This window comes from Micromonospora sp. DH14 (assembly GCF_029809455.1).
GTDB lineage: Bacteria > Actinomycetota > Actinomycetes > Mycobacteriales > Micromonosporaceae > Micromonospora > Micromonospora parva.
In genome coordinates this window covers 213,700-238,313 of record NZ_JARVKT010000006.1, presented here as the reverse complement: position 1 = coordinate 238,313, position 24,614 = coordinate 213,700, and the positions used below count along the sequence as shown (strand labels likewise).

Genomic DNA, 24,614 nt, shown 5'->3' with positions numbered 1-24,614 from the left:
GTCGCATGAACCGATCACGACCGGAAGATCAGCAACAACCCCCACCCCATGCGTCGCACCGGGTGACGACCGGTCAGATCAGCCCGGCCCGGGCCCACAGCAGACGCCCCGGCCCCGCCACCAGGCCGACACCCGCCAGGTTGGCGTGCACCCGCGCCGCCGACCAGCGCAGGGTGGCCTGCCAGTGCGGGTTGGCGCGGGCGGCGGCACGACCGACCGCCGGTGGGATGCCCACCGCCGCGTACACGTCGGGATGGACCAGGCGGTTGGCGATCGTCCAGGCGGCGCGACCGACCAACAGCCGGGCGTACGCCATGCCCACCGGGCCGGTGGCCGCCACCGCGGCGGCCAGCTCCTCGCGGGCGAACCGGACGTGCCGCGCCTCCTCCACGACGTGGATGCGGGAGACCATCCGGATCAACGGTTGGAGTGACTCGTCCGCCATGATCTCGCGCTGGAACGCGTCGAGGATCTCCTCCGCGATGAGGATCGCGGCGTACATCCGGGGGCCGCTGGCGGTGGCCTTGAGGAAGCGTCCGAGGTGGTGGTCCACCGTGCTCGCGCGGTAGACCGGACACCCCATCGCCTCGATCAGCCGGCCGAACATGATGGAGTGCCGGCACTCGTCGGCGACCTCGGTCAACGCGTACTGGGCCTGCCGACTGGTCGGGTCGGCGCGGTAGTACTCCCGGATCAGCATCTGCATGAGGATCGTCTCGAACCACAGCCCGGCGCTGGCGGCGCTGGCCACCTCGTGCCTGGTCAGTTCGACGCGCTGCTCCTCGCTGAGCCGCTCCCACAACGGGGTGCCGTAGAGGCTGCTGTGTTGTGGCGGCAGCCAGTAGGCGCCGGGAACGTGCGGGGCGTCCCAGTCGATCTCGACGGTGGGGTCGTAGCTGGTCCGCAGTGCGGACGTGAGCAGTCGCTCGGCGACCGCCGCGCGCTCGGTCTTCGCCGGTGCGGCCTCCATGACTCCTCCATATTGACGTGACGGCCGGTAACTGTTACGAGTAGTAGCATGCAATCGCCGCTCACTGATGTCAATGCATCCGACCCACCTCCGGCCGACGACCCGAAAGCGAAGGGCAACGGCCGCCGGGACCGCTGGGCAGACCATCGTGAGCACCGACGGCAGGAGTTGGTCAGCGCCGCCGTGCAGGCGCTGCTGCGACACGGCCCGGACGTCGACATGGAACAGGTCGCTGCCACCGCGGGCGTCAGCAAACCGGTCCTGTACCGCTACTTCGCCGACAAGTCGCAGCTCTGGGTCGCGGTGAGCGAGGTGGTGGCGGCCCGGGTGGTCGACGCCATCGCGCCGGCGATCGAGCAGGTCCGCGAGGAACGTGACCTGGTCGAGGCGACGATCGACGCGTACCTCGGGGTGATCGAGTCACAGCCCACGCTCTACCGGTTCCTGATGCGACAGGCCGGTCAACCCGGCATCCACCAGGTGGTCACCGGCACCAGCCGGCAGGTCGCCGCCGGGCTGGCCCGGGTGATCGGTGACCGGTTACGGGCGCTGGGGCTGGACGCCGGCCCGGCGGAGCCGTGGGCGTACGGCCTGGTGGGCTTCGTGCAGGCGGTCGGCGACTGGTGGACCACGCACGGCCAGCCGATCAGCCGGGCCGCCCTCACCGACTACCTGACCACTCTGCTGTGGAGCGGCATCGAGGGGGTACGCGCCAGCGCCGACCTGCCACCCGAGCTGACCCGCGCCCACGAGCGGATCGTGCCGTGAGCTACCACGGCCCGGCGGCTGTCGAGGGCACCTCGGTCCGGGTGCACCTCAGCGGGCGGTGGGAGCCGGTCGACGGTCGCTTCCACTGGGGTGGGCGGATCGAGCCGGCGCCACTGGTGACCCACCTGCTGCGCCGCGGGCGGCGCGACGTCGACATGCGCATCGCCGACCGGGTCCGACCCGCCCGACTGGCCGAGGTCGATCCGTGGGGCGGCGTACGCGTCACCGGCGTGGGCGATCCGCCCTGGCCGCCCGAGCCCGACCCGGCCGCCGCGCCCGAGCCCACGGAGGAGTGAATGGAGACAGACGTTGCCATCATCGGCGCCGGCTTCGGTGGCCTGGGCGCCGCCATCCGCCTGCAGCGGGCCGGCTTCACCGACTTCCTCGTCTTCGACCGGGGTGACGACGTCGGCGGCACCTGGCGGGACAACAGCTACCCCGGCTGCGCCTGCGACGTCCCGTCGCACCTCTACTCGTTCTCCTTCGCCCCCAACCCGAACTGGTCCAACACCTTCTCCAGTCAGCCGGAGATCTGGGACTACCTGCGCGGCTGCGTCGACCGCTTCGGCATCCGCCCGAAGTTGCGGCTGCGCCACGAGGTGCACGAGGCGAGGTGGGACGACCAGCGCCAACGGTGGCTGCTGCGTACCTCCGGCGGCGAGCACACCGCCCGGGTCCTGATCTGTGCGGCCGGCCCGCTCAGCGACCCGGCCATCCCCGACCTGCCCGGGATCGACGAGTTCGCCGGCACCGTGTTCCACTCGGCGCGGTGGCGGCACGATCACGACCTCACCGGCCGCCGCGTCGCGGTGATCGGCACCGGCGCCTCCGCCGTCCAGTTCGTGCCCCGGATCCAGCCGGCGGTCGAGAAGCTGATGCTCTTCCAGCGCACCCCCGCGTGGATCATGCCGAGACTGTCGCGCCGGATCAGCGCTGTCGAGCAGGCCGCGTTTCGCACAGTGCCCGGCGCGCAACGCCTCGCGCGGGCACGGCTCTATCTGCTCCGCGAGAGCCTGGGCCTGGGCTTCCTGTACCCGGCGGTCAACCGCTTCGCCTCCCGGCTGTCACTGCGTACGCTGCGCCGGCAGGTTCCCGACCAGCACCTGCGGGACAAGCTCACCCCCCGGTACACGATGGGTTGCAAGCGGGTGCTGATCTCCAACGACTACTGGCCGTCGCTCACCCGGCCCAACGTGGACGTGGTGACCGCCGGCATCGCCCGAATCGTGCCGGATGGCCTCGTCACCGACGACGGTGTGCACCACCCGGCGGACACCGTCATCTTCGGCACCGGTTTCCACGTCACCGACTCCCCCGTCGTGCGGCGCATCCACGGTCGTGCCGGACGTAGTCTGAGCGAGGCCTGGACCCCGAGCATGCACGCGTACCGGGGCACCACCATCGCCGGCTTCCCCAACCTGTTCTTCCTGCTCGGCCCGAACACCGGGCTCGGGCACACCTCGGTGGTGCTGATGATCGAGGCGCAGTTGCGCCTGGTCCTCGCGGCCCTGCGGCACATGCGGGCCACGGGCATCCAGGCCATCGAGCCCACCGCGCAGGCGCAACAGCGCTGGACCGAGCGGATCGACCAGAAGATGGCCGGCACCGTCTGGCAGACCGGCTGTTCGAGCTGGTATCTCGACGCCACCGGCCGCAACACCACCGTCTGGCCGGGCCTCGCCACCAGCTTCCGGATGCGGCTGCGCCGGTTCCGCCCGGCCGACTACCGGACCGCCTCGGCCGGCAGCACCCCCAACGACTCGGAACGGGAGCACGCCGATGCGCTATGACCTGGCCGGCAAGATCATTCTCATCACCGGCGCGGCGCGCGGCATCGGGGCGCAACTGGCCCGCGAGGCCGTCGCCCGCGGGGCCCGGGTCGCCCTCGTCGGCCTGGAGGGCGAGCTGCTCGAACGGCTCAGCGCCGACCTCGACGCGCACTGGTACGAGTGCGACGTCACCGACCAGGCGGCGGTGGACGCCGCGGTGGCCTCGACCGTGGACCGCTTCGGTGGCATCGACGTGGTCGTGGCCAACGCGGGCATCGCGAACCTCGGCACCGTCGCCGTCGGACCGGTCGACGCGCTGGTCCGTACCGTCGAGGTGAACCTCTGCGGCGCGATCCGCACCGTCAGCGCGGCCCTGCCCCACGTCACCGCCGCCCGTGGCCACGTCCTGATCGTCTCGTCCGCCGCCGCCTTCACGGCGATGCCCGGCATGGCCGCCTACTGCGCGTCCAAGGCGGGGGTGGAGCAGTTCGCCAACGTGCTGCGCCTGGAGACCCGCCCGCAGGGCGTCACCGTCGGCACCGCGCACCCGATCTGGATCGACACCGACCTGGTCCGCGACATCCGTGACGACCTGGCGTCGTTCCGCACCGCGCTGCGCCGGCTGCCACGGCCGCTGTCCACCGTCGTCCCGGTCGAGCAGTGCGTCGAGGCCCTGCTGCGCGGTGTCGAGCGCCGCAAACGCAAGGTGTACGTGCCACGGTCGCTCGCCGTGGTGCAGGCGCTGCGACCGGTGGTGCTGAGCGGTTTCTCGGACGCGTTGATCAGCAGGTTCGGCGGCGGGACGATGGTCGACCAGATGGAGGACGAGGTACGCCAGCTCGGGCGGTCCTTCGGCAGGACGTCGGTGGGAGGGCGGTCATGACAGTTCATTTCCGCCGGGCGGGCAGCGGGGAGCCGCTCGTGCTCGTCCACGGCATCGGTCACCGCCATCAGGCGTGGGAGCCGGTGTTCGAGCGGCTCACCGCCCACCACGACGTGATCGCGCTCGACCTGCCCGGGTTCGGGAACTCTCCGGTGCCCGGCACCGGCATGCCCGCCGACATGGCCGCCACGGTGGCCGGGGTCCTGCCGGTGCTGACCGGGTGGGGGCTGACGCGTCCGCACGTCGCCGGTTACAGCCTCGGTGGGGCGATCGCCCTGGAACTCGCCGCCGCCGGGGCGGTCGCCTCGGCCACCGCCCTCTCCCCCGCCGGCTTCTTCACCCCGGCGGAGCGCCGCCGGGCGCTGGCCATCCTCCGCACGCTGCGGGCCAACTCGTACCTGCCCACCCCGATCATGAGGGTCGCGCTGCGCTCGGCGTACCTGCGGGCGTTGTGCTTCGCGCCGCTGATGGCCCGCCCGACGCTGCTGGACGTCGAGCGCGCGCTGGGCGACGCGCTCGCCCTGCGCCGCGGGCGCGGTTTCAACGCGGTGGCGCGAGCCGCCCGCGACTACCGCTTCGACTGCCAGCGACTGTCCGGCGCGACGGTGCCGGTGACCGTCGGCTGGGGGGACCGGGACCGGATCTTCGGCGTCCACCAGGCCGAGCGTGCCCGGGCGGGCCTGCCAACGGCACGGGTGGTGACGCTGCCCCGTTGCGGTCACGTGCCGATGAGCGACGATCCGGACCTGGTCGCCGCGCTCATCCTGGAGACCACCGGCGCCGTGCCCCGCGGCGACCGGCCGGACCCGTCGGTCGCCGTCTGACGGTCACGAGTCAGAAGATCACTTCACACTCTCAACGTCGGCGTCGACGTCGCCATCTCCGCGTTTTTCGGTAATCACCTGGCGTACTCAGAGAGCCACGTAACGTGAGGTAGAGCCGGTAATCGGCTGATCGCCAGACGTGCGCCGGGCCGCCACCGCGGTGCCGCTCGGTCAACCGCCGGGTCGGACAGCTCGGCAACGTCGCGGCCCACTCAGCCGCAGGAGGTGTGGACGATGCCCATGCTGTCGGTCTTCGATCCTCGGCACACTGTCGCTCCCCCGGGGTACAGCCGCTGGCTCATCCCGACCGCGGCGCTGGCTGTGCACGTGTGCATCGGTCAGGTCTACGCGACGAGTGTCTACAAGAACTCCCTCATCGCGCACTTCGACAGCAGCCAGACGGCGATCGGGGCGATCTTCAGTATCGCCATCGTCATGCTGGGTTCGTCAGCGGCGGTGGGTGGCCGGTGGGTGGAAAAGAACGGGCCGCGCCGGGCGATGTTCGTCTCGGCGTGCTTCTGGGCCACCGGGTTCCTGGTCGGCGCGCTCGGCATCGCGACACAACAACTCTGGCTGCTCTACCTCGGGTACGGCGTCATCGGCGGCATCGGGCTCGGCATCGGCTACATCTCGCCCGTCTCGACACTGATCAAGTGGTTCCCGGACCGCCCCGGCCTCGCCACCGGGCTGGCCATCATGGGGTTCGGCGGCGGCGCCCTGGTCGCCGGTCCGCTCGCGCGCCAACTGCTCTCCCTCTACGACTCCGGCTACAACCCCAACAATCCGGCCGCCGTCGCGTCGGGACATGCCCTCGTGGCGCTCTTCGTCACGTTCGGCATCGGCTATTTCGTGATCATGATGTTCGGCCCGTTCAACGTCCGGGTTCCGGCGCCGGACTGGCGGCCCGCCGGGTTCGACCCGGCGAGCGTTGCCGCCAAACCGCTGGTGACGACGGCGAGCGTGTCCGTGTCGAACGCGGTGCGTACCCGGTCGTTCTGGTTGCTGTGGATCGTGCTGTTCTGCAACGTCACCGCGGGCATCGGCATCCTGGAGCAGGCCAGCCCGATGATCCAGGACTTCTTCCGGGACAACGGGACCGCCACCACGGTCTCGGTGTCGGCGGCGGCCGGCTTCGTGGGGGTGCTGTCGCTGTTCAACATGGCGGGCCGGTTCGTCTGGTCCACGACGTCCGACCTCATCGGCCGCAAGCCCATCTACATGGTCTACCTCGGCGTCGGCATGGTGCTGTACCTGCTGCTCGCCGTGGCCGGGCACTCCGCGACAGCGGTCTTCGTGCTGATCGCCGCCGCCATCATCTCCTTCTACGGCGGTGGCTTCGCCACCATGCCGGCCTACCTGCGTGACCTGTTCGGCACCTTCCAGGTCGGGGCGATCCACGGCCGGATCCTGACCGCCTGGTCGGCCGCGGGTGTCGCCGGCCCGCTGATCGTCAACAGGATCCTCGACACGCAGGGCAAGCCCGGCACGCTCACCGCGGCGGCGTACCGGCCCGCGCTGTTCACCATGGTCGGCGTCCTCGCCATCGGGTTCGTCGCGAACCTGCTGGTCCGTTCGGTGCCCGAGCGGTTCCACGAACCGAACCGGGGGCCGACGTCGCCCGTGGCGAAGGCGACCATCACCGAGCCGGTGGCCATCGGGCCGCAGAGCCAGCCGCCCGAGCCGCCGCGCGTCGGTAGCCAGACCGGGCGACTGTGGTTGTCGTGGCTGCTGGTCGCGGTGCTCCTCGGGTACGGCATCGTCCAGACCGTCATCACCGCCGCGAAGCTGTTCACCGGCTGACCGCCGCGCCCACACCTCTCCTCGGATCCGGAGGAAGGCGCCCCCGTTCAGGGGGCGCCTTCCTCGTCGGTCCGCTCAGTGCCGGGTCGTCGACCGGCTCTCGTCGAGACGTTCCCGCTGGGGCACGACCGTGTACTTCGGATCGCGCGCCGACACCCGTCCCGCCTCGAAGACACCGAACCGGGTGGCGATCGACGACGCCACCAGGGCGGCGCCGGAGAGCGCCGACAGGACCCGGCTGCGTCGACTGACCAGCGCGGCGACGGTGCCCACTGTCAGCAGGACGCGTCCCGCCTTGACCAGCCGGCCGCTGCGTCCGTGCGTGTAGGGCTCGCCGGTGAGGCCCTGCCGCTCCAACTGGTGCCCCCCACCGAACTCGACGGCCGCCGCGGCCACTGCGAGTCGCCGTAGGGGGGCGGTCTCCGCGGGCGGTGCCGCGATCAGTCCGACCCCGGACGCGGCGGCGAGCGCGCTGCCGGCGAAGACGAACGGCAGCGACGGGTAGGCGTCGTGCCAGGACGGCACGGCCGTGTCGGCGAGCAGCACCCCGGTGTACGTGGCCAGCGCCGGTGCGGTGGCTGCGGCGGCCAGTCCGGCGACGTTGCCGACGGGCGGTCCGATCCGGCGGGCGAGGCCGAGCACACCGTGCTGCGGGAGCAGTGGCGCGAGTTCGGCGACCGCTGCCACGCCTGCGAGGGGCCCGAACGCGGCGAGGATCCAGGTGCCGACCGACATCGGCGAGGTCACCTTGGCCACACGGAGCATGTGATGGAACCGGGTCGGCCGGCCGAGGTCGTGGATCAGCAGGTAGGTGCTGGCGGCGACGCCGCCGAGCGCCGTCCACCGGCCCACCTTGCGCAGCCCCGGTCGTCCGGTCAGTTGGGCGCCCGCGCCGACCAGCGCGCTTCCGGCGGCGAGGCCACCGGTGAACAGGTAGCCGGCGATGTCGTACTTCCAGACCGGCGGCTTCAGCACGGGCCGGCCGTAGTAGGAGGCGAAGTCGGCCGGCGGCACCGTGAGCTGTTCGCCGCCGTCGCCGCGTCGCCGGCCGGGCTGCCGGTGGCGCTTCCCGTCGGGCTGGTCGAGGCCGGCCTGGAACTCGCGGAACCGGGCGCCGACCGGCTCGTTCGATGGTGTCTCGTCGGTCATTGCCGCCTGCCCAGGAACGCGACCGCCGCGGCGACCGCCATCGTCATCGCCGCCAGGCCGGCGCGTTTCCACATGGCCGGTAGGTCGCGGGTGGTCACCACCGGGTCCGGTGGCAGCCCGTACACCTCAGGCTCATCGAGGAGCAGGAAGAACGCACCGTCCCCACCCACACCGTCGTTCGGGTCGTGCCCGTACAACCGCGCCTCGGCAACCCCACGCTCGTGCAACGTCGCCACCCGCGCGGCAGCCCGCTCCCGCAACTCATCCAGTTCCCCGTACTGGATCGACTCGGTCGGACACGCCTGCGCACACGCCGGCGTCATCCCCACACCCAACCGGTCGTAACACAACGTGCACTTCCACGCCCGACCATCACCCTTACGCTGGTCGATCACCCCGTACGGACACGCCGAAATACAGTAACCACACCCGTTGCAGATGTCCTCCTGCACCACCACCGTCCCGAACTCCGTCCGGAACAACGAACCCGTCGGACACACATCCAGACACGCCGCATGCGTGCAGTGCTTACAGACATCCGACATCATCAACCACCGGAAATCCGTACGACCCTCCACACCCGTGCCCCGCCCCGGCGGCTGCGCCCCCGGCATCCCCAAAAACTCCGGACCCCCCGACATCCGCGCCGCCGCCCCCGGGGAACCGGTGGGCAGGCCCGGATCCGTGCCGGTGTCGGTGCTGGTACGCGCGCCGACCGCCGCCGTGAGCGGACTGACCGCCGGCCCGTCCGGGTTGTCCTCGAACGCCGCAGTCGCCCAGCCCACCGGGCGGGGCTGCTCCACGAACGCGACGTGCCGCCACGAGTTCGCCGTCAGCGCGCCGGTGTTGTCGTACGACATGCCCAGCAGGTCGAGCCCGCTCTCGGGGACACCGTTCCACTCCTTGCAGGCCACCTCGCAGGCTTTGCAGCCGATGCAGACGCTGGTATCGGTGAAGAACCCCATCCGCGGCGGCGCGTCCTCATAGCCCGCGTCCGGTGCGGGGTCCAGCGGCCCGTACAGGGCGTTGGCGTGGGGCATCGGTCAGGCCTCCTGGTCGCTGGCGCTGTCGGCGACGTCGGTCGTGACCATCGGTGGGTAACGGTGCACGAGGTTCCCCGACCGCCGTCGGTAGTCGACGACGAGGTCCAACAGCTCCTGTCCTCTGGGGCGTCGTCCGGGCCGGACGTCGCACGTGCCGACCTTGCTCTCCTGAATCAGGACGTTCGGGTCGAGGGTGATGCCGAACAGGTCGTTGGCCGAGTCGCCGGTCACCAGGCCCTCGAAACCGAAGTGGTACGGCAACCAGACCTGGTGGATGATCCGGCCGTCCACCCGCAGCGGCGTGACGCGATCGGTCACCAGCACCTTCGCCTCCACCGACGCGCGGCTGGTCACCAGGTGGGCCCAGCCCAGGTGGCTCAACCCTCGTAGGGCAGCCAGCTCCGGCGACACCTCGACGAACATCTCGGGCTGCAACTCGGCCAACGGCGACACATTGCGGCTCATCGCACCGGCGGTGTGGTGCTCGGTGAGCCGGCTGACAGTGAACACGTACGGGAAGACGTCGCTGTGCTCCTGCGGCGGGCTCGGGTTCAAGTTGTTGATCGGGTGCGTGTAGACCTTCCGGGTCGGGTTGGCCTGCTGCCGGTAGAGCGGGTTACGCACCGGCGACTCCACCGGCTCGTAGTGGGTGGGCAGCGGCCCGTCCAGCACGCCGGTGGGCGCGTACAGCCAGCCCTTGCCGTCGCCCTGGAGGATGAACGGGTCGTCGCCGGCGATGCCCGCCACGCCTGCGGCGTCGTGCTCCGGTCGGTAGGACGGCGGTTTGGTCTTCTCGAAGTCCGGCACGTCGTAACCGGTCCACTCGCCCTTGTCCGCGTCCCACCACACGTAACGTTTGCGCTCACTCCACGGGTTGCCGTCCGGGTCGGCCGACGCCCGGTTGTAGAGGATCCGCCGGTTCGCCGGCCACGCCCAACCCCACTCGGGCGCCACCAGTGACTGCTGCGCGCCGGGTTTGCGCCGGGCGGCCTGGTTGACGCCGTCGGCGTACACCCCGGTGTAGATCCAACAGCCGCCGACGGTGGAGCCGTCGTCCTTCATCTCGGTGAACGACGCCAGCGGCCGGCCGGTGGCGACGTCGTACCCGTTGATCTCGCGCAGCACCGCCTCGGCGCTCGGCTCCGCGTGCGGACCGTGCGTGGGGTAGTCCCAGGCGAGGTCGAGCAGCGCCCGGTCGCGCGGCATGGTCGACGCCGCCAGCCGTTCCCGGATGGTGCGCCCGAGGTGGTAGAAGAACCACAGCTCGGAGCGGGCGTCGCCCGGCGGCTCGACCGCCTTCTCCCGCCACTGCAACAACCGCTGCGTCTGGGTAAACGTGCCCTCCTTCTCCACATGCGACGCCGCGGGCAGGAAGAACACCTCGGTGCGGCACTCCTCGGGCACGATCTCCCCGGTGGCCACCTCGGGGCCGTTCTGCCAGAACGTCGCACTCTCGATCATGAAGAGGTCCCGGACCACCAACCAGTCGAGGTTGGCCATGCCGAGGCGCTGCGCCCGGCCGTGCGCGGACCCGACGGCCGGGTTCTGCCCGAGCAGGAAGTACCCCTTGATCTTCCCGTCGATCATGTTCAGCACCTGCTGGTACGTGCCGTGATCACCGGTCATCCGGGGCATGTAGCCGTAGCAGAAGTCGTTCTCGGCGGTGGCGGCGTCTCCCCAGTACGCCTTGAGCAGGTTGACGCCGTAGGTGCGGGCATTGCCCCAGAACCCCTTCTGCCCGGGGTGCGCGATGCTGTCCACCCACTCGGTCAGGGTGGGGTGGTCGGCGTGGTGCGGCATCGGCAGGTAACCGGGCAGCAGGTTGAACAGTGTCGGGATGTCCGTGGAGCCCTGGATGCTGGCGTGCCCGCGCAGGGCCATCACCCCGCCACCGGGGCGGCCCATGTTGCCCAGCAACAGTTGGATGATCGCGCCGGTGCGGATGTACTGCACACCCACGCTGTGCTGCGTCCACCCCACCGAGTAGACGAGCATGCCGGTCCGGTCCCGGCCGGAGTTCTGCGTCCAGGCCTGGGCCAGTTCGAGGAACTTCTCCTGAGGGATGCCGCAGACCCGTTCCACCATCTCCGGGGTGTAACGGGAGAAGTGCCGCTTGAGGATCTGGTAGACGCAGCGCGGGTGCTGCAACGTCTCGTCACGCTCGGTCTCGCCACCGACGGGGGCGCCGTGTGACTCGTGTTCCAGCCCGGCCCCGGTCTCCCGCTGCGTCTCGGTGTCCCGGGTCGTCTGGTTCTGGCCGTGGCCCTCGTAGCGCCAACTGGTCTGGTCGTACGAGGCGTTCTCCTCCTGGAAGCCGGAGAAGAGCCCGTGCATGTCCTCGGTGTCGGCGAACTCCTCGGTCACGATGGTCGCGGCGTTGGTGTAGGAGACCACGTACTCCCGGAAGTCCAGTTCGTTGTCGAGGATGTAGCGGATCACCCCGCCGAGCAACGCGATGTCGGTGCCCGCCCGGATCGGCAGGTACGCGTCGGCCAGCGCGCTGGTACGGGTGAAGCGAGGGTCGATGTGGAAGACCTTCGCCCCCCGACGCTTGGCCTCCATCACCCACTGGAAACCCACCGGGTGCGCCTCGGCCATGTTCGAACCCTGGATGACGATGACGTCGGAGTTCGACAGGTCCTGCTGGTACTGGGTGGCGCCGCCACGACCGAAGCTGGTCCCCAGACCGGGGACGGTGGAGGAGTGTCAAATACGGGCCTGGTTCTCGATCTGAAGCGCCCCCATCGCGGTGAACAACTTCTTGATCAGGTAGTTCTCCTCGTTGTCGAGCGTCGCCCCGCCCAGACTGGAGATACCCAGCGTCCGGTTGAGCGGTCGTCCCTCGGCGTCGACGTCCTCCCAGGTTTCGTCCCGGGCGGCCAGGACCCGATCGGCGATCATGTTCATCGCGGTGTCGAGGTCCAGGTCCTCCCACTCCGTGCTGTACGGGCGGCGGTAGCGCACGGTGGTCTGCCGCAACGGGCTGGTCACCAGGCTCTTGCTCGCCGAACCCTTCGGGCAGAGCCGACCCCGCGAGATCGGACTGTCCGGATCACCCTCGATCTGACTGACCTGCCCGTCCTTGACGAACACCCGCTGACCACAACCCACCGCACAGTACGGGCACACCGACCGCGCCACACTGTCAGCGGTATCGGTACGAGCAGTCAGCGCGCGGGACCCATCCGACTTCGCAGCGGCGCCCCGACCCAGCGGGTCCGTGCCGGTGAGCTGGCGGTACACCGGCCAGCCCGCGAACCAGCTGCGCACCCCCATCGCCGCACCTTCCCGACCAATCCGCCATATGTGAACACTCTGACGGTAGATGAGGTGCCGGTCCGGTCGCAGCGGGATCACCAACAGTCATGCCTCCCCCGGCCGTTCGTGCCGGCCGTTCGTGCCGGCCGTGCGAGGCACCGGGTGGGGCGCTGGTCAGCTCGGTGCGAGCTGACCGACGGGGTGCTCGCCGAAGGTGCGGTAGCGGCGCAGCGCCCAGAACAACCAGCCGATGCTGATGATCGCCACCACGACGAAGACCAGCGAGCCGGAGAACGTGTCCCAGAGGGTGTGCAGGACGACGACACCCAGAAACGTGCCGATGAACCCGAAGATCCGGCCGACGCTCGGGCTCGCCAACAACGCCCACAACGCGCCAGCGGTGAGCCCGGTCCAGGCGGTGTGCCCGGCCGGCGCGGTCAGCCCACGGATGAACAACGTCTGCTCCACCGCGCCGATGTTGCCCTGAGAACTCAGCAGCGCGGTGAAGGCGTAGCCCATCGTCTCCAGCGCGGCGAAACCCATGCCGGCCGCGACCCCGATGATCAGCCCGTCCGAGGGCACCCGACGCCGGTGCTGGGCCACCACCGTGAACAGCAGGATCACCGGGACGATCAGCTTCGCCGACTCCTCGATCAACGCCACGAACAGCATCGGCAGGGTGCCGAGCCCGCGCAGGGTGTCGTACTCCAGGGTTCCAGCGACCACCGTGCCGATCACACCACCGAAGAACGCCGACGTCACCAGGACCGACGCCGGCACCTGCCACCGCCCGGTACGGGCCTGCGCGAACGTCAGGAACGTCAACGGCACCAGCGTCGCCCCGAGCAGGATCAACGCCGGTACGAAGTTCGGATTCTTGGTGCTGACCAGGGTGCGCAGCACCGCCAGATAAAGGATCAGCCCGACGACGAACACCCCGACCCACGCCCACCGGCGCCAACTGTCACGCATACCGCGCAGTCTGTCGGACCAAGGTTACGAAGCCGAACCACGGCACTGAGATCCTGACGACTTCCCAGCGGCGGCGAAGTCCGCTGTTCAGGGGCGGCGATGCGCGCGAGTGATGGTTACGATCTTCGCCCATGCGCCGCAGAGCACCGTTACTGTCACTCGTCGTCCTGCTGGCCCTTCCCGCCTGCACCTCGAAACCCGAGGAACCCGGGGACGTGGCGTTGACCGTCTTCCTCGACAACGACGTGACGGTGGCGCAGAAGGGCAGCGTGGAGCAGCAACTCCGGTCGATGCCCAGTGTCACGGAGGTGTCCCTCGAAACCCGCGAGCAGGCGTACGAACGCCAGAAGGCGGAGCTGAAGGACCAGCCCGACCTGCTGGCGGCCCTCAAGCCGGAGTACATGCCGGAGCTCCTCCACGCCACCGTCACCGATGCGTCGATCGCCGAGGCGGTAGAACTGGTGGTGGCCGAGGCCGACGGCGTGGAGGATGTGGCGCTCAGGATCGCGGACGTCGACCCTCGACCCTCGCGGATCGGCGTCATCGTCCGGCTCAAGTCGTCGGCGACCGACGACCAACGCGCCGCCGTGGAGAAGGCCGTCCGGGCGCTCCCAACGGCGAAGTCGATCGAGTTCGAGGACCGCGAGGCCGCGTACGAGCGCCTGCGCAAGCGGTGCCAGGGCAAGGGCGACCTGTCCACGCAGCTCCAACCGCGGATGACGCACGAGTCGTGGCGGTTCGAGATGCCCCTGAACAGAGAAGGATCTGGAGTGGGTGAGCTGATGAGGCTCGACGGCGTCGACGGCGTACCCCTGGCCCCTCTGGCGATGCTGTGACGCCTGCGAAGGAAGCTCCGCCTCTGGCAGTTACGGGAGCCACACACGGATGAGGTCGACGGTGCCGCTCCCTTGATCGTTGGCAGCTGAGCTGTTCGACACGCCGAGCGGTGCCCCGCTGAGCTGCCAACGATCGACGTGGCGAACCCCGCCTACTCCACTTGCCCGGAAGCAGAGTGGGCAGAAACGCCCGGCTGCGGTCGGCGGTCCCACAGCACCAGGCCCGCGAGCAGCATCGCCACACCCAGGCCGATCATTACCAACCCCACGGTGGTGCGCGCACCCCCGCTCAGGTGACCGGCCACGATCCACCCGCTGTCGATCCCGAACGCCAACGGCATCACCCCCTGCGGGATGACCGGGATCCACCCCACGGTGAGCAACCCCAGCGCCCACGCGGTCGACTTGTTCTCCCGGAACCACTGCGCGTCCCAGGTCGGCGGGAGCACCGTCTCCGCGGGCCTACTGCGCTGGCCGGCCGCGGCGAGCACGTCGAGCCCGCGTCGGGCAAGGCGTTCGTCGGCCAGCCACAGACCACCCCACCAGGCTGCGGCACCGCTCAACAGTCCAACCAGCGGCAACAGCGGCGTCACTCCCGACGGGCCCCAGATCACCAGGGCGAGCACCGGCGCGGCGGCCACCAGCCCCGACCCGGTGGCGACCAGCACGCTGACGATGTCCGTGGGGTTGTCGGCCGCGGTGGGGTGCCGGGGGTCGGCCACCGGACGTACCCGCAGCAGCGACACCCACACCGGCACCGACGCGCCCGCGCCGAGCAGGGCCGGCAGGGTGCAGAGCGCGGCCAGCGGGTCGACGTCGGGCGCGACGAGGACACCGGCGACGGTGAGCAGCACCCCGATCGGGGTGACCAGCACCAGCCAGGCCAGGGCCCGTCCCCGGACCTCGGCTCGTTCGCCGCCCGGAGTGGTGAGCGGCAGCCACAACGCGGTGCCGTCCAGCCCGACCAGGCCGGCCGACATCGCCGCCGCGCCGAGCACGGCGAGCGGCCCGGCCCACGGCAGCAGCAGATCCACGTCGGACAGCAGCGGCAGTCCGGCGAGCAGCGCCCCGTACACCACCGCGAACGCCAGATACTGCAACCGCAGCGGATGCCGCGTCCAGGCCCGCAGCTCGCGGCCGACGACCGCCCGCGTCGCGGCCGGCACCCATCCCAACCACTCGCGGTCAGGTGCGGCGGGCGACGCCGCAGTGGTCCGACGCGGCCGGAACGGCACGCCGGCGGCGATCACCCTTCGGACAAGCATGAGGTACGCGGTGGCGCAGAGCGCCACGATTCCCACCAGGGCCGCCATCATGCCCACCCCTCGCCCGGTTGGCCCGGTCACGGCGGCGATCGGCCAACCGCTCGGCACGTACGCCATCGCCCGGACCACCTCCTGTGGCGCTGCCACGAGCACTACCGACACCCACGGGAAGACCGCCCAGAGCGACCCCGCGACACCCATCGCCGTGCCGGTGAAGACGCCGGTGAGCAGCGCCCCGGCCGGACCGCCGGCGTGGCCGACGACCTCCAACGCGATGGCCGAGCCGATCAGCCCGAGCAGCCAGAGCAGCACCGCACCGCCGGCGGCGACGAGGACCGCGACGGTGCCGTACCGGGCGGCGTGCACCGGCAGCGCGGCGAGCGCCACCAGCGAGACGGCCGGACCGATGCCGATCGCCGACGCGGCCAGCAGACCGATCCCGGCCGGGAACCCGCCGATCGGCTCCAACCGCAGGTGGGCCGGTCGGACCCGGCCGCGCCCGCCGCCGAGCAGCAGCGGCAGGACGATCCAGCCGAGCACCCAGGCACCGGCGAGCAGGCCGAGGGTGTGCTGGTCGCCGCGCAGCGCGTACCGGATCAGCCAGGCGGCGGCGAGCAGACCGACCAGGGCGGCCACGGTGGGCCCGGGGTGCTCGCGCAGCGAGCGACGCAGCATCGTCGTGCGCATCCGGGCCGGCACCGCGATCGCCCCGAGGGTGTCGGCCAGCGGGGCGACGGAGGGTTGCGCGCTCATCGTGCCCCGGTCAGCCAGTCCAGGCCGGCGCCGCCGGAGGTTTCGGCGCCGACCAACTCGACGAACCGGTCCTCCAGGCTGCTGCCGGCGGCGACCTCGGCGACCGGTCCGGCGGCGACCACCCGGCCCTGGTGGATCACGGTGACGTCGTCGCACATCTGCTCGACGAGCAGCATCGAGTGGGTGGACAGCACACAGGTGCCGCCGCCGGCCACGAACCGGCGCAGCACCCGGCGGATGGTGGCCGCCGAGACCGGGTCGACCGCCTCGAACGGTTCGTCGAGCACGAGCAGCCGGGGCGCGTGCAGCAGCGCCTGGGCGAGGCCGAGTTTCTTGCGGGTGCCGGTGGAACAGTCTGCCAGCGGTGTGCCGGCGCCCTTGGTCAGGCCGAGCACGTCGATCAGTTCGGCGGCCCGGTCGGTGGCCGCGGCCCGGGTCAGCCCGCGCAGGCCGGCGCTGTAGCGCAGCAGCTCGGCACCGGTGAGGCGTTCGGGGAAGTCGAGGCCGTCGGGGAGTACGCCGGTCAGCGCGCGGGTCACACCGCGCTCGCGCAGCGCGTCGTGGCCGAGGATCCGGATCTCCCCGGAGTCCGGGGTGAGCAGGCCGACGGCCATCCCGATGGTGGTGGACTTGCCGGCGCCGTTGGGACCGACGATGCCGTGGAAGGTGCCGGGGTGGACGGTCAGATCGACGCCGTCCACCGCGCGATGCGCCGCGAAGGTCTTGACCAGGCCACGGATCTCGAGTGCCGGGGGGATCACGCGCCGAGCATAGGTGACCTTGCACGACCGTGTGGCCCGTCGCGGACCGGTGCGCGGCGGCTCCGATCGCTCAGACGACGTGCACCAGCCGGAAGCGTTCGGTCACCACCAGGGTGTCGTCGTCGACTGTGAAGTCGGGGTCGCCCAGTTCGGCGCGTACGGCGGCGCTGTGCCAGAACGTCTCGTGTCCCGCCCGCCACTGGGCCACCGACTCGTCGCCCTCCCCCTCGGCAAGGGCGTGTGGCAGGTCGACGTCGGCGAGCCGGATCACCCGTACGTCGGTCAGCTCGATGGCCGCGACCCGCCGACCGGCGGAGTCCACCACGGCGGACAGTTCGCCCACCGTGGGCAGCGGCTCGTTGGCGCGCTGGTAGCCGATCAGCAGGCCGGTCGTCGACCTCTTCGCCCCGGACAGGATCGCGCCCACCAGTTTGTCCCGCAGGGGCCCGGGAAACGCGAACTCGGCGAGCGGAAGATCATCGAGGTGCATCCGCGCAGGCTATGCGATCCGATTCGCCAACCGGCCACGGGACACGCAGTACACGTCGCCGGAGTTCGCGTCATGCGGCAGCGCGGCGAGGTGGGTGGTCATGTCGGTCGCGGAGACCCAGCGTTGGAACGTCATCGACTTGTCGTCGCCCAGCGCCACGTCGAAGCCGTCGAAGCCGAGCGCGGTCAGCCGGTCGAGACACCGGGAGGCGACCGGTCGCGCGATCGTGGTGAACTCGAACGAGAGCGCGGGCAGCGGGCGGGTCAGCCCGGCCAGCACCTCGTCCTCGAAACCCTCCACGTCGATCTTCGCGAACGTCGGCTCGCCGTACTCGGCGACGAGCGCGTCGACGGTGACCACCGGGACCTCGATGTCGGCGTCCCACACCTCGCCCTCCCACCCGCCCGCGCCCTCCGCCGCCCGCACGAAGTCGGGGGAGGCGGTGGACACTGTGGGATTGGCGGAGTTGACGTGGAAGCGGGTGCTGCCGGGGGCCGCGCCGCAGACCGCTTCGACGAGCGTCACCTGGTCGTCGTCGGCGTAGATGGCCCGCAGGGCGCGGAGGCACAGCGGCTGCGGCTCCACGGCGACCACCCGCGCCCCGAGGCGACGGAAGCTGGCGATGTGGTCGCCCACGTGCGAGCCGACGTCGAAGACGAGATCGCCCTCGGCGACGAACCGGGAGTAGAAGGCGTCCATCCGTGCGTCGCGCTCGGCGTCGCCGTAGTAGACATCCAGCGATCGGTGCAGGTGGGACATCGCGGGGTCGGTTCTGAGCGCGGCGATCCTGGTGTCGGTGCCAGCCGTCATCTGTGTGAGTCCAGTCCGTGGGGTTGGCGGGGCCTACGGCCCGAAGGCGGTCAGGAAACGGTCCCGGAAGGTGTCCATCCGCCAGACCGGCGCCTGCGGACCGGGCTTGAGCCCGTCCTGCCAGCCCCACCCGGAGATCCGGTCCAGTACGGCCCGGTCCCGGGTGATGATGCTGATCGGGACGTCGCGGCTGGCGTTGTCGCCGGTGACCACGGCGGCGGGCTGGTGGTCGCCGAGGAAGATGAACACCAGGTCATCGTCGCCGTAGGTCTGCACGTAGGAGATCAGTGCGCTCAACGTGTACTCGATGGAGTGCCGGTAGTCGGCGCGGATCTGCTCGGTGTTGCGTCGTTTGTCGTCGGACTCCTTGGCGGTCCCCTTGAAGATCGTCCCGTTGCCGATGGCGGCCCAGTCGACCAGGTCCGGGACGGGCGTCCAGGGCGCGTGACTCGACACCAGCGCGAGTTCCGTCATCGTCGGCCCGCCGTCGCGCTTCGCCTGCTCCAGCCGCCGCCAACTGGCGAGGGTGTACTGGTCGGGCATCGTCCCGAAGCTGAACTTCGGGCCGCGGTACCCGAGGGCTCTGGCGTCGTAGAACCGCTCGTAGCCGAAGAAGGAGCCCTCCGGCCACGCCCTGCTGACGGCGGGCATCACGCCCACGGTCTGCCAGTCGGCCCGGCGGAAGGCGCCGTTGAGGGTCATCCGGTCACTCGCCAGCAGGGTACGGTGCCGCTGGTCGTTGTCGACCCACAGGCCGGAGAGCAGCGTGTCGTGCGCGAGCCAGCTGCCGCCGCCGAACGTCGGCGAGGTGAGGAAGCCGCTCTGCGCGGCGAACCCCGCCGCGTTCAGCCGGTTGGTCCCGTCGTCGAGGACCGCACCGACCTGCGGGGCGAACTCCGGGTCCTCGACGGCGTCGCGGCCGTAGCTCTCCACGAAGGAGATGACCACGTTCTTGCCGCGCAGCGCGGTGAGGAGTTGGTCGCCGGGGGTCTGCGCGAACCGGTCGTCCTGCAGCAGCGCGGCGAACTTCTCCCGGTCGTCGAGTCGCAGGCGCACCTGGAAGCCGTGGCCGTTGGTGAGTGTGGTCGCGGACGTGTCGGCAACCGTCACGCCGTCGACGACCCGCACGTTGAACGCGGCGCAGACCACCCAGACGACCACCAGCGCCGCCACGGTCCGGGTGGTCCCGGCGCGGTGCCGGATCACCAGCCCGCCCAGCCGCCGCATCGACAGCGTGACCGCCGTGGGCAGGCCCACCGCCACCACCGCCAGGGCGACCGCCACGGCGATGGCGGCGGGCCGGCCGTACGACTCGCTGAGGAACGCGAACCCCTCGTCGAGCAGCGCCCAGTCGAGCACCGGGTCGAAGGCCCGGCTGAGCGAGGCGGTGAACCCCAGGTCGAGCAGCTTGAGCAGACCGAGCAGGCCGAGGGCCAGCCCGGCGAGGGTGGCGACGATCCGGCTTCCGCGCGCCGGCAGGGCGAGCAGGAGGGCGACGGCGAGCAGCGCCTCCAGGGGGATCCGCACGAACGCACCGGGGCTGAACCGGCCGAAGTCGTACGGCAGGGTGAGCACGAGCAGCACCAGCAGCACGGCCAGCAGGGTGACCAGTCGGCCCACGATGGAGCGGCGCGGCCGACCGTCGGGTGCGGTGCCGTCGGTGGCGGCGGGGTCCGGCAGTTCGCCCCTCATCGCCCTCCGTCCCTGGCTCGGCAGCTGACGTACGCGCGTCAAGAGCGACAACCCGGGCATCCTTCCATGATCTTCGTTGGGTGCGGCATCCGGGCGGCTCAGACGCGGGCGATCCCGCGTCGGGCCACGGCGACCGGCCGGTGTTCCGGCCAGGGCAGCCCATCCGTCCTGCCGTGGCCCAGGCCGGTCAGCCCCGCGCCCACGCTCGGGGCGCTGTGGCTCGGCTGGCCGCCCGCGTGGGCCATCGAGTCCGACCCGTGTGCAACGCCCGACGCCAGTTGATCGACCGGGGCGTCGTGGGCGACGGCGCGGCGGAGGTGACGGGTCGTCCACAGCCACCCGACGTCCCGCCCGAACGACTCGACCAGCAGCGCCAGTGACGCCACCAGCACGACTGTCGTCAGCGGACCGGGCAGCGCGTCACCCATCGCCACCGTCAGCACCACGCCCTGGACCGCGGCGACGACCTTGCGCCAGTAGCGCGGCGGCAACGAGCCGCGCATCCAGCCCAGCACCCAGCTCGCGGCGACGAAGACGTACCGCATCGCGCCGATCGCGAGCACCCAGGCACCCGTCGAGGGGGCCACGTACAGGCAGAGCACCAGGACGAGGAAGGAGTCGATCTCCATGTCGAAGCGCGCGCCGAGTTCGCTGGACGTCCCGGTGCGGCGGGCCGTGTACCCGTCCACCGCGTCGAGGGCCAGCGCCACGCTGGTGAGGACGACCATCACCGCGACCGGCGCCGGTCGGGTGAACGAGTCCGCGGCCAGGGCCGTCACGCCGCCGACGAGGATCGCCCGGCTCAGGGTCACCCGATCGGCCGGGCTCAGATCGCAAGCGCCCGCGCGGGTCATCCCCCGGCTGAGCAGGGCGCACAGGACCACGCCGTAGACCAGCCCGGCCGCCCACCCGGCCGGGCCGAGGCCGACCGTCTGCGCGAGCACCGCCAGCACGCCGATCTGCGCGAGCAGCCCGATGACCGGACCCGTTCGAACCGTTGACATCGCGCCTCCGTGACTCTGGTGGGTGACCCTGACCGTCATCACGGAAAACATGACCGATCGGTTCATTCTGAACGAGCCTCACCATGTATACGGAGGGACGTGCCCCGTCGGATGCGGATCAGTCGTCGCCAGTGGGTGCAGCCCGGCGCAGCCGACGACGCCCCGGACCCGACGACGGGTGTTCAGGTCAGGTCACGCCGGTCGCGGACGAGCCGAGGGCGTGGAGCGTGGCGGTGGTGACCGGGTCGGCCGGGAAGAACGCCTCGACGGCCAGCCCGGAGACGGTGACATCCAGCGGGGTGCCGAAGAGGGTGGTCGTGCTGACGAAGGTCAGTTCCCGGTCGCCGTGGCGGTAGCGAAGGGGGATGACGACACGCGACAGGGTGTCGCCCTCCGGTGCCGCGACATCGTCACCGTCGGGATAGCCACGAAGCTCCTGGAGCAGAGCGGACAGGGCCGCGTCGTCGGTTGCCAGGACCTGCTGGCGCAACCGTCCGAGAAGGTGGCCCCGCCACTGGGAGAGGTTGACGATGCGCGGGGCCATACCGCCGGGATGCAGGGTGAGCCGCAGGACGTTGACCGGTGGGACCAGGAGGCGGGGGTCGGCGCCGGCGGTGAACAGCGCGACGGCGGGGTTGGCCTCGACGAGGTGCCACTGTCGGTCGACGAGCACCGCGGGGTACGGGCCGTGTCCGTCGAGGATCTGCCGTACGGCTGCCCGCAGCGGAGCCAGTTCCGGGTCGGTCAACTGGTGGCTGGGGTAGGCGGGGGCGTATCCGGCGGCGAGCAGCATGGTGTTGCGCTCAGCCAGCGGAATGTCGAGCTGCTCCGCCAGCCGCAGGATCAGGTCGGGGCTCGGCCGGGACCGCCCGGTCTCCACGAAGCTCAGATGCCGGGCCGACACCCCCGCCTCGATCGACAGGTCGAGCTGACTCATTCCACGAGTTCGACGCCACTCGCGCAGGAGGTCCCCCGGCGGTCGCCCCGGTCTGGCCCCTGTCGTCACACCCCGACCCTAGTGACCTCACCTGTGTGCGCCGCTTTACCTGCGACGTAATCGACAGCGCGTACCGGCGTTCGCGATCATTTTCCTGAAATACGGGCGACCACCCGACCGCAACGAACGGAGAGTCATGACCGCGTACGCGCTTGCTCATCTGCGTAAGGCACCCATGCATGCCGAGGTGCTGGAATACCTGGAGCGCATCCAGGCCACCCTCCTGCCCTTCGACGGCCGGTTCATCGTCCATGGTGGGCCCGTCGAGGTGCTGGAGGGCGACTGGTCGGGCGATCTGGTCGTCGTCGAGTTTCCGGACCTGACCCGGGCACGCTCCTGGTACCAGTCCAGCGCGTACCAGGAGATCAAGCCCTTGCGGACGAGGCACCTCGCGGGCGAGCTGATCCTCGTCGAGGGGGTGGAGGCCGACCACGACTCGTCGGAGATGGCCGCCGCGATCCGCCGGGCCGGTGGTCACTGACGTCGGGGTCAGGACCTCGGCAGGGTGAGCACCTCGACGCCGTCGTCGGTGATGGCGATGGTGTGCTCGCTGTGCGCGGTCCGGCAGCCGGTCACGCTGCGCAGGGTCCAGCCGTCGGGGTCGGTGACGAGCGTGGCGGTGTCGGCCATGACCCACGGCTCCAGCGCCAGCAACAGCCCCGGGCGCAGCCGGTATCCGCGCCCGGGGCGCCCGGTGTTGGAGATGTGGGGGTCCTGGTGCATCGTCGACCCGACGCCGTGGCCGCCGAACTCGGTGTTGATCGAGTATCCCGCCCCGCCGAGGACCGAGCCGATGGCGTGCGAGATGTCACCGATGCGTACGCCGGGGCCGGCGGCGGCGATCCCGGCTTGCAACGCGCGCTCGGTCGCGTCGATCAGCGCGACGCTCTCCGGGGGTTGGACATCGCCGACGATGAAGCTGATGGCCGAATCCGTGACAACTCCCCCCAGTGAGACGGCGAGGTCGAGCGAGAGCAGGTCGCCGTCGGCGAGCGCGTAGTCGTGCGGCAGCCCGTGCAACACGGCGTCGTTGACCGACGTGCAGATGTAGTGGCCGAACGGGCCGCGCCCGAAGGACGGCTCGTAGTCGACGTAGCAGGACTGCGCCCCGGCTTCGGTGATCATGGCCTGGGACCACCGGTCGATGTCCAGCAGGTTGGTGCCGACCACGCAGCGGCTCTTCAGGGTCTGCAGGATGCCGGCGACCAGCGCGCCGGTCTCCTTCGCGCGCAGCACGTCGGCGGGGCTCAGGATCTCGATCATGCGGGGCCTTCCTCAAACCAATAAGTATCCCGGCCATATTATCCCGGTACTAGAATACGGCCATGGTCAGGTTGCCACTCACGCCCGCCGAGGTCGAGCGCGGTCAGCGCCTCGGCGCCCTCCTGCGCCGGGCCCGGGGGGAGCGCTCGATGCTCCTCACCGCACTGGACGCGGGGGTCTCACCGGAGACGCTCCGGAAGATCGAGTCCGGTCGCATAGCCACCCCCGCCTTCCCGACCATCGCCGCGATCGCCGACGTCCTCGGCCTCTCCCTGGACGCGGTGTGGTCGGAGATCAACCACACCGACGAGGGGGCCGGGCTGCCAGGCTCAGGTCGCGACACGGTCGAGCGGTTGGCCTCATAAGGACCGACACGGGGCCAAGATCCGCGCAGGAACAGGGAAAGTGCTGCCTCACTCGCCGCCGAGGCACCTACATCCCTGAAGGTGTGTGGATCTTGCCCGATGCGGTGCGCGTTGCGGGTCAGGGCGCGTCGGGACCCCACCACGGTTCGAGGACGGTCGGGTCGGCGACGAACTGCTCCACCTGCGTCCGCTGCTCCGCAGGCAGGGGCAGCGCGCGGAGGCGCTCGCCCCACTCCGGCACCCGGTCGTCCTTGTCCAACACGGTCGCCAGTTCGATCAGGGCGGCCAGCGCCATCGCCTGCTCGACCAACGGCGCGTCCTCCGCGCGGCGGCGCATCCCCGAGTCGAGCGCCCGGTAGGCCGCCCGGTCGTCCAGCTTGAACTCGCGCAGGATCCGTGCGTTGTCGAGCACCCGGGCCAACCCCGCAAGCTCCTTCGAACCGCCGTACTCCACGTCCTTCGGCTCATCCCGCTGGATGAAGGTGATGGTGTTGCCCGACGGGTCGATGATGCTGAACCGCGACGCCCCAGCCCGGTAGCGGGTCATCCGCGGCAGGCCCTTGACCAGCACCTTGCCGTAGCTGCGGCGCATCGCCTCGGTGAACACCGCGTGGTACGCGGCGACCGCGTCCACCAGCACCAGACAGCCCCCGGAGTGCTCCCTCGCCGGGTCGAGATCCTTCGGCGCCGGCCCGTAGTGCAGGTCGAAGCCGCTCCACCGAAACGCCAGGTACACGTACGGCCTGGTCTGCTCGTAGGTCACCTCGAACCCGAGCGCCCGCCAGAACGCCAGGGTCTGCTCCGGGTCCGCGGAGTGCGGCAGCGGCACGGCGGTCTCGTTCGGTTGGACACTGTCCGCAGTGGTGGTCATGGTCGCTCCCCGTCCGGTCGGCAGGCCGGCCATTGTGCCAGCACCGTCGGGCGGCTTCGACGGTTTTCGTC

22 protein-coding genes and 1 pseudogene are annotated in these 24,614 nt (G+C 70.8%); 9 read left to right on the top strand and 14 right to left on the bottom strand.

Annotated features, from left to right (window positions below; genetic code table 11):
- Positions 1–73: 73 nt before the first annotated feature.
- Positions 74–970: a diiron oxygenase gene (locus QCZ28_RS11405; RefSeq protein WP_279516595.1), complete on the bottom strand. Its 897-nt coding sequence runs from the start codon at positions 968–970 to the stop codon at positions 74–76.
- Positions 971–1,018: 48 nt separating this feature from the next.
- Here QCZ28_RS11405 and QCZ28_RS11400 point away from each other — a divergent pair, with 48 nt between their 5' ends.
- The 6 genes from QCZ28_RS11400 to QCZ28_RS11375 all read left to right on the top strand — a co-directional run bounded on the left by QCZ28_RS11400 (position 1,019) and on the right by QCZ28_RS11375 (position 7,014).
- Positions 1,019–1,738 (top strand): TetR/AcrR family transcriptional regulator, encoded by a 720-nt coding sequence (locus QCZ28_RS11400; protein WP_279516594.1) that lies wholly within the window; start codon positions 1,019–1,021, stop codon positions 1,736–1,738.
- On the top strand, positions 1,735–2,034 hold the full coding sequence (locus QCZ28_RS11395) for a DUF4873 domain-containing protein (protein ID WP_279516593.1): 300 nt from the start codon (positions 1,735–1,737) through the stop codon (positions 2,032–2,034). Before QCZ28_RS11400 ends, QCZ28_RS11395 begins: the two co-directional genes overlap by 4 nt.
- Entirely contained in the window at positions 2,035–3,528 is a 1,494-nt protein-coding gene (locus tag QCZ28_RS11390) for an NAD(P)/FAD-dependent oxidoreductase (protein ID WP_279516592.1), read from the top strand. It begins immediately after the preceding gene.
- Complete coding sequence (locus tag QCZ28_RS11385; protein ID WP_279516591.1) at positions 3,518–4,390, top strand: SDR family oxidoreductase; 873 nt, start codon at positions 3,518–3,520, stop codon at positions 4,388–4,390. Before QCZ28_RS11390 ends, QCZ28_RS11385 begins: the two co-directional genes overlap by 11 nt.
- Positions 4,387–5,214, top strand: coding sequence for an alpha/beta fold hydrolase (locus QCZ28_RS11380; protein WP_279516590.1), 828 nt, complete (start codon positions 4,387–4,389; stop codon positions 5,212–5,214). The genes QCZ28_RS11385 and QCZ28_RS11380 overlap by 4 nt, the downstream gene beginning before the upstream one ends.
- A 240-nt stretch (positions 5,215–5,454) precedes the next feature.
- Positions 5,455–7,014 (top strand): OFA family MFS transporter, encoded by a 1,560-nt coding sequence (locus QCZ28_RS11375; RefSeq protein WP_279516634.1) that lies wholly within the window; start codon positions 5,455–5,457, stop codon positions 7,012–7,014.
- 75 nt (positions 7,015–7,089) lie between these two features.
- On the opposite strand, the gene nrfD is transcribed toward QCZ28_RS11375, so the two are convergent.
- The 4 genes from nrfD to QCZ28_RS11355 form a co-directional block, all read right to left on the bottom strand.
- The gene (nrfD, locus tag QCZ28_RS11370; RefSeq protein ID WP_279516589.1) at positions 7,090–8,163 is read right to left on the bottom strand and encodes an NrfD/PsrC family molybdoenzyme membrane anchor subunit; all 1,074 of its coding nucleotides are present in this window, start codon (positions 8,161–8,163) and stop codon (positions 7,090–7,092) included.
- Positions 8,160–9,203 (bottom strand): 4Fe-4S dicluster domain-containing protein, encoded by a 1,044-nt coding sequence (locus QCZ28_RS11365; protein ID WP_279516588.1) that lies wholly within the window; start codon positions 9,201–9,203, stop codon positions 8,160–8,162. Before QCZ28_RS11365 ends, nrfD begins: the two co-directional genes overlap by 4 nt.
- 3 nt (positions 9,204–9,206) lie before the next feature.
- Positions 9,207–12,482, bottom strand: coding sequence for a formate dehydrogenase (gene fdh, locus QCZ28_RS11360; RefSeq protein WP_279516587.1), 3,276 nt, complete (start codon positions 12,480–12,482; stop codon positions 9,207–9,209).
- Positions 12,483–12,638: 156 nt separating this feature from the next.
- Complete coding sequence (locus tag QCZ28_RS11355; protein ID WP_279516586.1) at positions 12,639–13,436, bottom strand: PrsW family glutamic-type intramembrane protease; 798 nt, start codon at positions 13,434–13,436, stop codon at positions 12,639–12,641.
- A gap of 131 nt (positions 13,437–13,567) precedes the next feature.
- Here QCZ28_RS11355 and QCZ28_RS11350 point away from each other — a divergent pair, with 131 nt between their 5' ends.
- Positions 13,568–14,272, top strand: a complete 705-nt coding sequence (locus QCZ28_RS11350; RefSeq protein ID WP_279516585.1) for a permease-like cell division protein FtsX — start codon at positions 13,568–13,570, stop codon at positions 14,270–14,272.
- A gap of 152 nt (positions 14,273–14,424) precedes the next feature.
- Here the strand turns inward: QCZ28_RS11350 and QCZ28_RS11345 are convergent, their stop codons facing one another.
- From QCZ28_RS11345 to QCZ28_RS11315, 7 genes and pseudogenes are all read right to left on the bottom strand, one after another.
- Positions 14,425–16,290 carry a hypothetical protein gene (locus QCZ28_RS11345; protein ID WP_279516584.1) on the bottom strand — a complete coding sequence of 622 codons (1,866 nt, stop codon included), beginning with the start codon at positions 16,288–16,290 and terminating at the stop codon, positions 14,425–14,427.
- Complete coding sequence (locus QCZ28_RS11340; RefSeq protein WP_279516583.1) at positions 16,287–17,051, bottom strand: ABC transporter ATP-binding protein; 765 nt, start codon at positions 17,049–17,051, stop codon at positions 16,287–16,289. The genes QCZ28_RS11345 and QCZ28_RS11340 overlap by 4 nt, the downstream gene beginning before the upstream one ends.
- Positions 17,052–17,121: 70 nt before the next feature.
- Positions 17,122–17,541 (bottom strand): ASCH domain-containing protein, encoded by a 420-nt coding sequence (locus QCZ28_RS11335; RefSeq protein ID WP_279516582.1) that lies wholly within the window; start codon positions 17,539–17,541, stop codon positions 17,122–17,124.
- Between the two features lie 9 nt (positions 17,542–17,550).
- Entirely contained in the window at positions 17,551–18,351 is an 801-nt protein-coding gene (locus tag QCZ28_RS11330; protein WP_279516581.1) for an FkbM family methyltransferase, read from the bottom strand.
- A 33-nt stretch (positions 18,352–18,384) separates the two neighbouring features.
- Positions 18,385–20,043 (bottom strand): sulfatase-like hydrolase/transferase, encoded by a 1,659-nt coding sequence (locus QCZ28_RS11325; protein ID WP_279516580.1) that lies wholly within the window; start codon positions 20,041–20,043, stop codon positions 18,385–18,387.
- A 313-nt stretch (positions 20,044–20,356) separates the two neighbouring features.
- Positions 20,357–21,047: pseudogene (locus QCZ28_RS11320) on the bottom strand (CDP-alcohol phosphatidyltransferase family protein); the annotation flags it as partial.
- Positions 21,048–21,234: 187 nt separating this feature from the next.
- A complete protein-coding gene (locus QCZ28_RS11315) occupies positions 21,235–22,053 on the bottom strand; it encodes a helix-turn-helix transcriptional regulator (RefSeq protein ID WP_347815099.1) in 819 nt (272 codons plus the stop codon).
- Between the two features lie 127 nt (positions 22,054–22,180).
- Between QCZ28_RS11315 and QCZ28_RS11310 the strand changes: the two genes are divergently transcribed.
- Positions 22,181–22,525 carry a DUF1330 domain-containing protein gene (locus QCZ28_RS11310; protein WP_279516577.1) on the top strand — a complete coding sequence of 115 codons (345 nt, stop codon included), beginning with the start codon at positions 22,181–22,183 and terminating at the stop codon, positions 22,523–22,525.
- An 8-nt stretch (positions 22,526–22,533) separates the two neighbouring features.
- On the opposite strand, the gene map is transcribed toward QCZ28_RS11310, so the two are convergent.
- Positions 22,534–23,307: a type I methionyl aminopeptidase gene (gene map, locus QCZ28_RS11305; protein ID WP_279516576.1), complete on the bottom strand. Its 774-nt coding sequence runs from the start codon at positions 23,305–23,307 to the stop codon at positions 22,534–22,536.
- A gap of 62 nt (positions 23,308–23,369) precedes the next feature.
- Between map and QCZ28_RS11300 the strand changes: the two genes are divergently transcribed.
- Complete coding sequence (locus tag QCZ28_RS11300; protein ID WP_279516575.1) at positions 23,370–23,672, top strand: helix-turn-helix transcriptional regulator; 303 nt, start codon at positions 23,370–23,372, stop codon at positions 23,670–23,672.
- Positions 23,673–23,790: 118 nt separating this feature from the next.
- Here the strand turns inward: QCZ28_RS11300 and QCZ28_RS11295 are convergent, their stop codons facing one another.
- Complete coding sequence (locus tag QCZ28_RS11295) at positions 23,791–24,543, bottom strand: glyoxalase (RefSeq protein ID WP_279516574.1); 753 nt, start codon at positions 24,541–24,543, stop codon at positions 23,791–23,793.
- Between the last annotated feature and the right edge of the window lie 71 nt (positions 24,544–24,614).

Bases quoted from the DNA above. Each gene is read 5' to 3' on its own strand.
- QCZ28_RS11405 (WP_279516595.1), bottom strand. From the start codon at position 970: ATGGAGGCCGCACCGGCGAAGACCGAGCGCGCGGCGGTCGCCGAGCGA.
- QCZ28_RS11400 (WP_279516594.1), top strand. From the start codon at position 1,019: ATGCAATCGCCGCTCACTGATGTCAATGCATCCGACCCACCTCCGGCC.
- QCZ28_RS11390 (WP_279516592.1), top strand. From the start codon at position 2,035: ATGGAGACAGACGTTGCCATCATCGGCGCCGGCTTCGGTGGCCTGGGC.
- QCZ28_RS11385 (WP_279516591.1), top strand. From the start codon at position 3,518: ATGCGCTATGACCTGGCCGGCAAGATCATTCTCATCACCGGCGCGGCG.
- QCZ28_RS11380 (WP_279516590.1), top strand. From the start codon at position 4,387: ATGACAGTTCATTTCCGCCGGGCGGGCAGCGGGGAGCCGCTCGTGCTC.
- QCZ28_RS11375 (WP_279516634.1), top strand. From the start codon at position 5,455: ATGCTGTCGGTCTTCGATCCTCGGCACACTGTCGCTCCCCCGGGGTAC.
- nrfD (WP_279516589.1), bottom strand. From the start codon at position 8,163: ATGACCGACGAGACACCATCGAACGAGCCGGTCGGCGCCCGGTTCCGC.
- QCZ28_RS11365 (WP_279516588.1), bottom strand. From the start codon at position 9,203: ATGCCCCACGCCAACGCCCTGTACGGGCCGCTGGACCCCGCACCGGAC.
- QCZ28_RS11355 (WP_279516586.1), bottom strand. From the start codon at position 13,436: ATGCGTGACAGTTGGCGCCGGTGGGCGTGGGTCGGGGTGTTCGTCGTC.
- QCZ28_RS11350 (WP_279516585.1), top strand. From the start codon at position 13,568: ATGCGCCGCAGAGCACCGTTACTGTCACTCGTCGTCCTGCTGGCCCTT.
- QCZ28_RS11345 (WP_279516584.1), bottom strand. From the start codon at position 16,290: ATGAGCGCGCAACCCTCCGTCGCCCCGCTGGCCGACACCCTCGGGGCG.
- QCZ28_RS11335 (WP_279516582.1), bottom strand. From the start codon at position 17,541: ATGCACCTCGATGATCTTCCGCTCGCCGAGTTCGCGTTTCCCGGGCCC.
- QCZ28_RS11330 (WP_279516581.1), bottom strand. From the start codon at position 18,351: ATGACGGCTGGCACCGACACCAGGATCGCCGCGCTCAGAACCGACCCC.
- QCZ28_RS11325 (WP_279516580.1), bottom strand. From the start codon at position 20,043: ATGAGGGGCGAACTGCCGGACCCCGCCGCCACCGACGGCACCGCACCC.
- QCZ28_RS11310 (WP_279516577.1), top strand. From the start codon at position 22,181: ATGACCGCGTACGCGCTTGCTCATCTGCGTAAGGCACCCATGCATGCC.
- map (WP_279516576.1), bottom strand. From the start codon at position 23,307: ATGATCGAGATCCTGAGCCCCGCCGACGTGCTGCGCGCGAAGGAGACC.
- QCZ28_RS11300 (WP_279516575.1), top strand. From the start codon at position 23,370: ATGGTCAGGTTGCCACTCACGCCCGCCGAGGTCGAGCGCGGTCAGCGC.
- QCZ28_RS11295 (WP_279516574.1), bottom strand. From the start codon at position 24,543: ATGACCACCACTGCGGACAGTGTCCAACCGAACGAGACCGCCGTGCCG.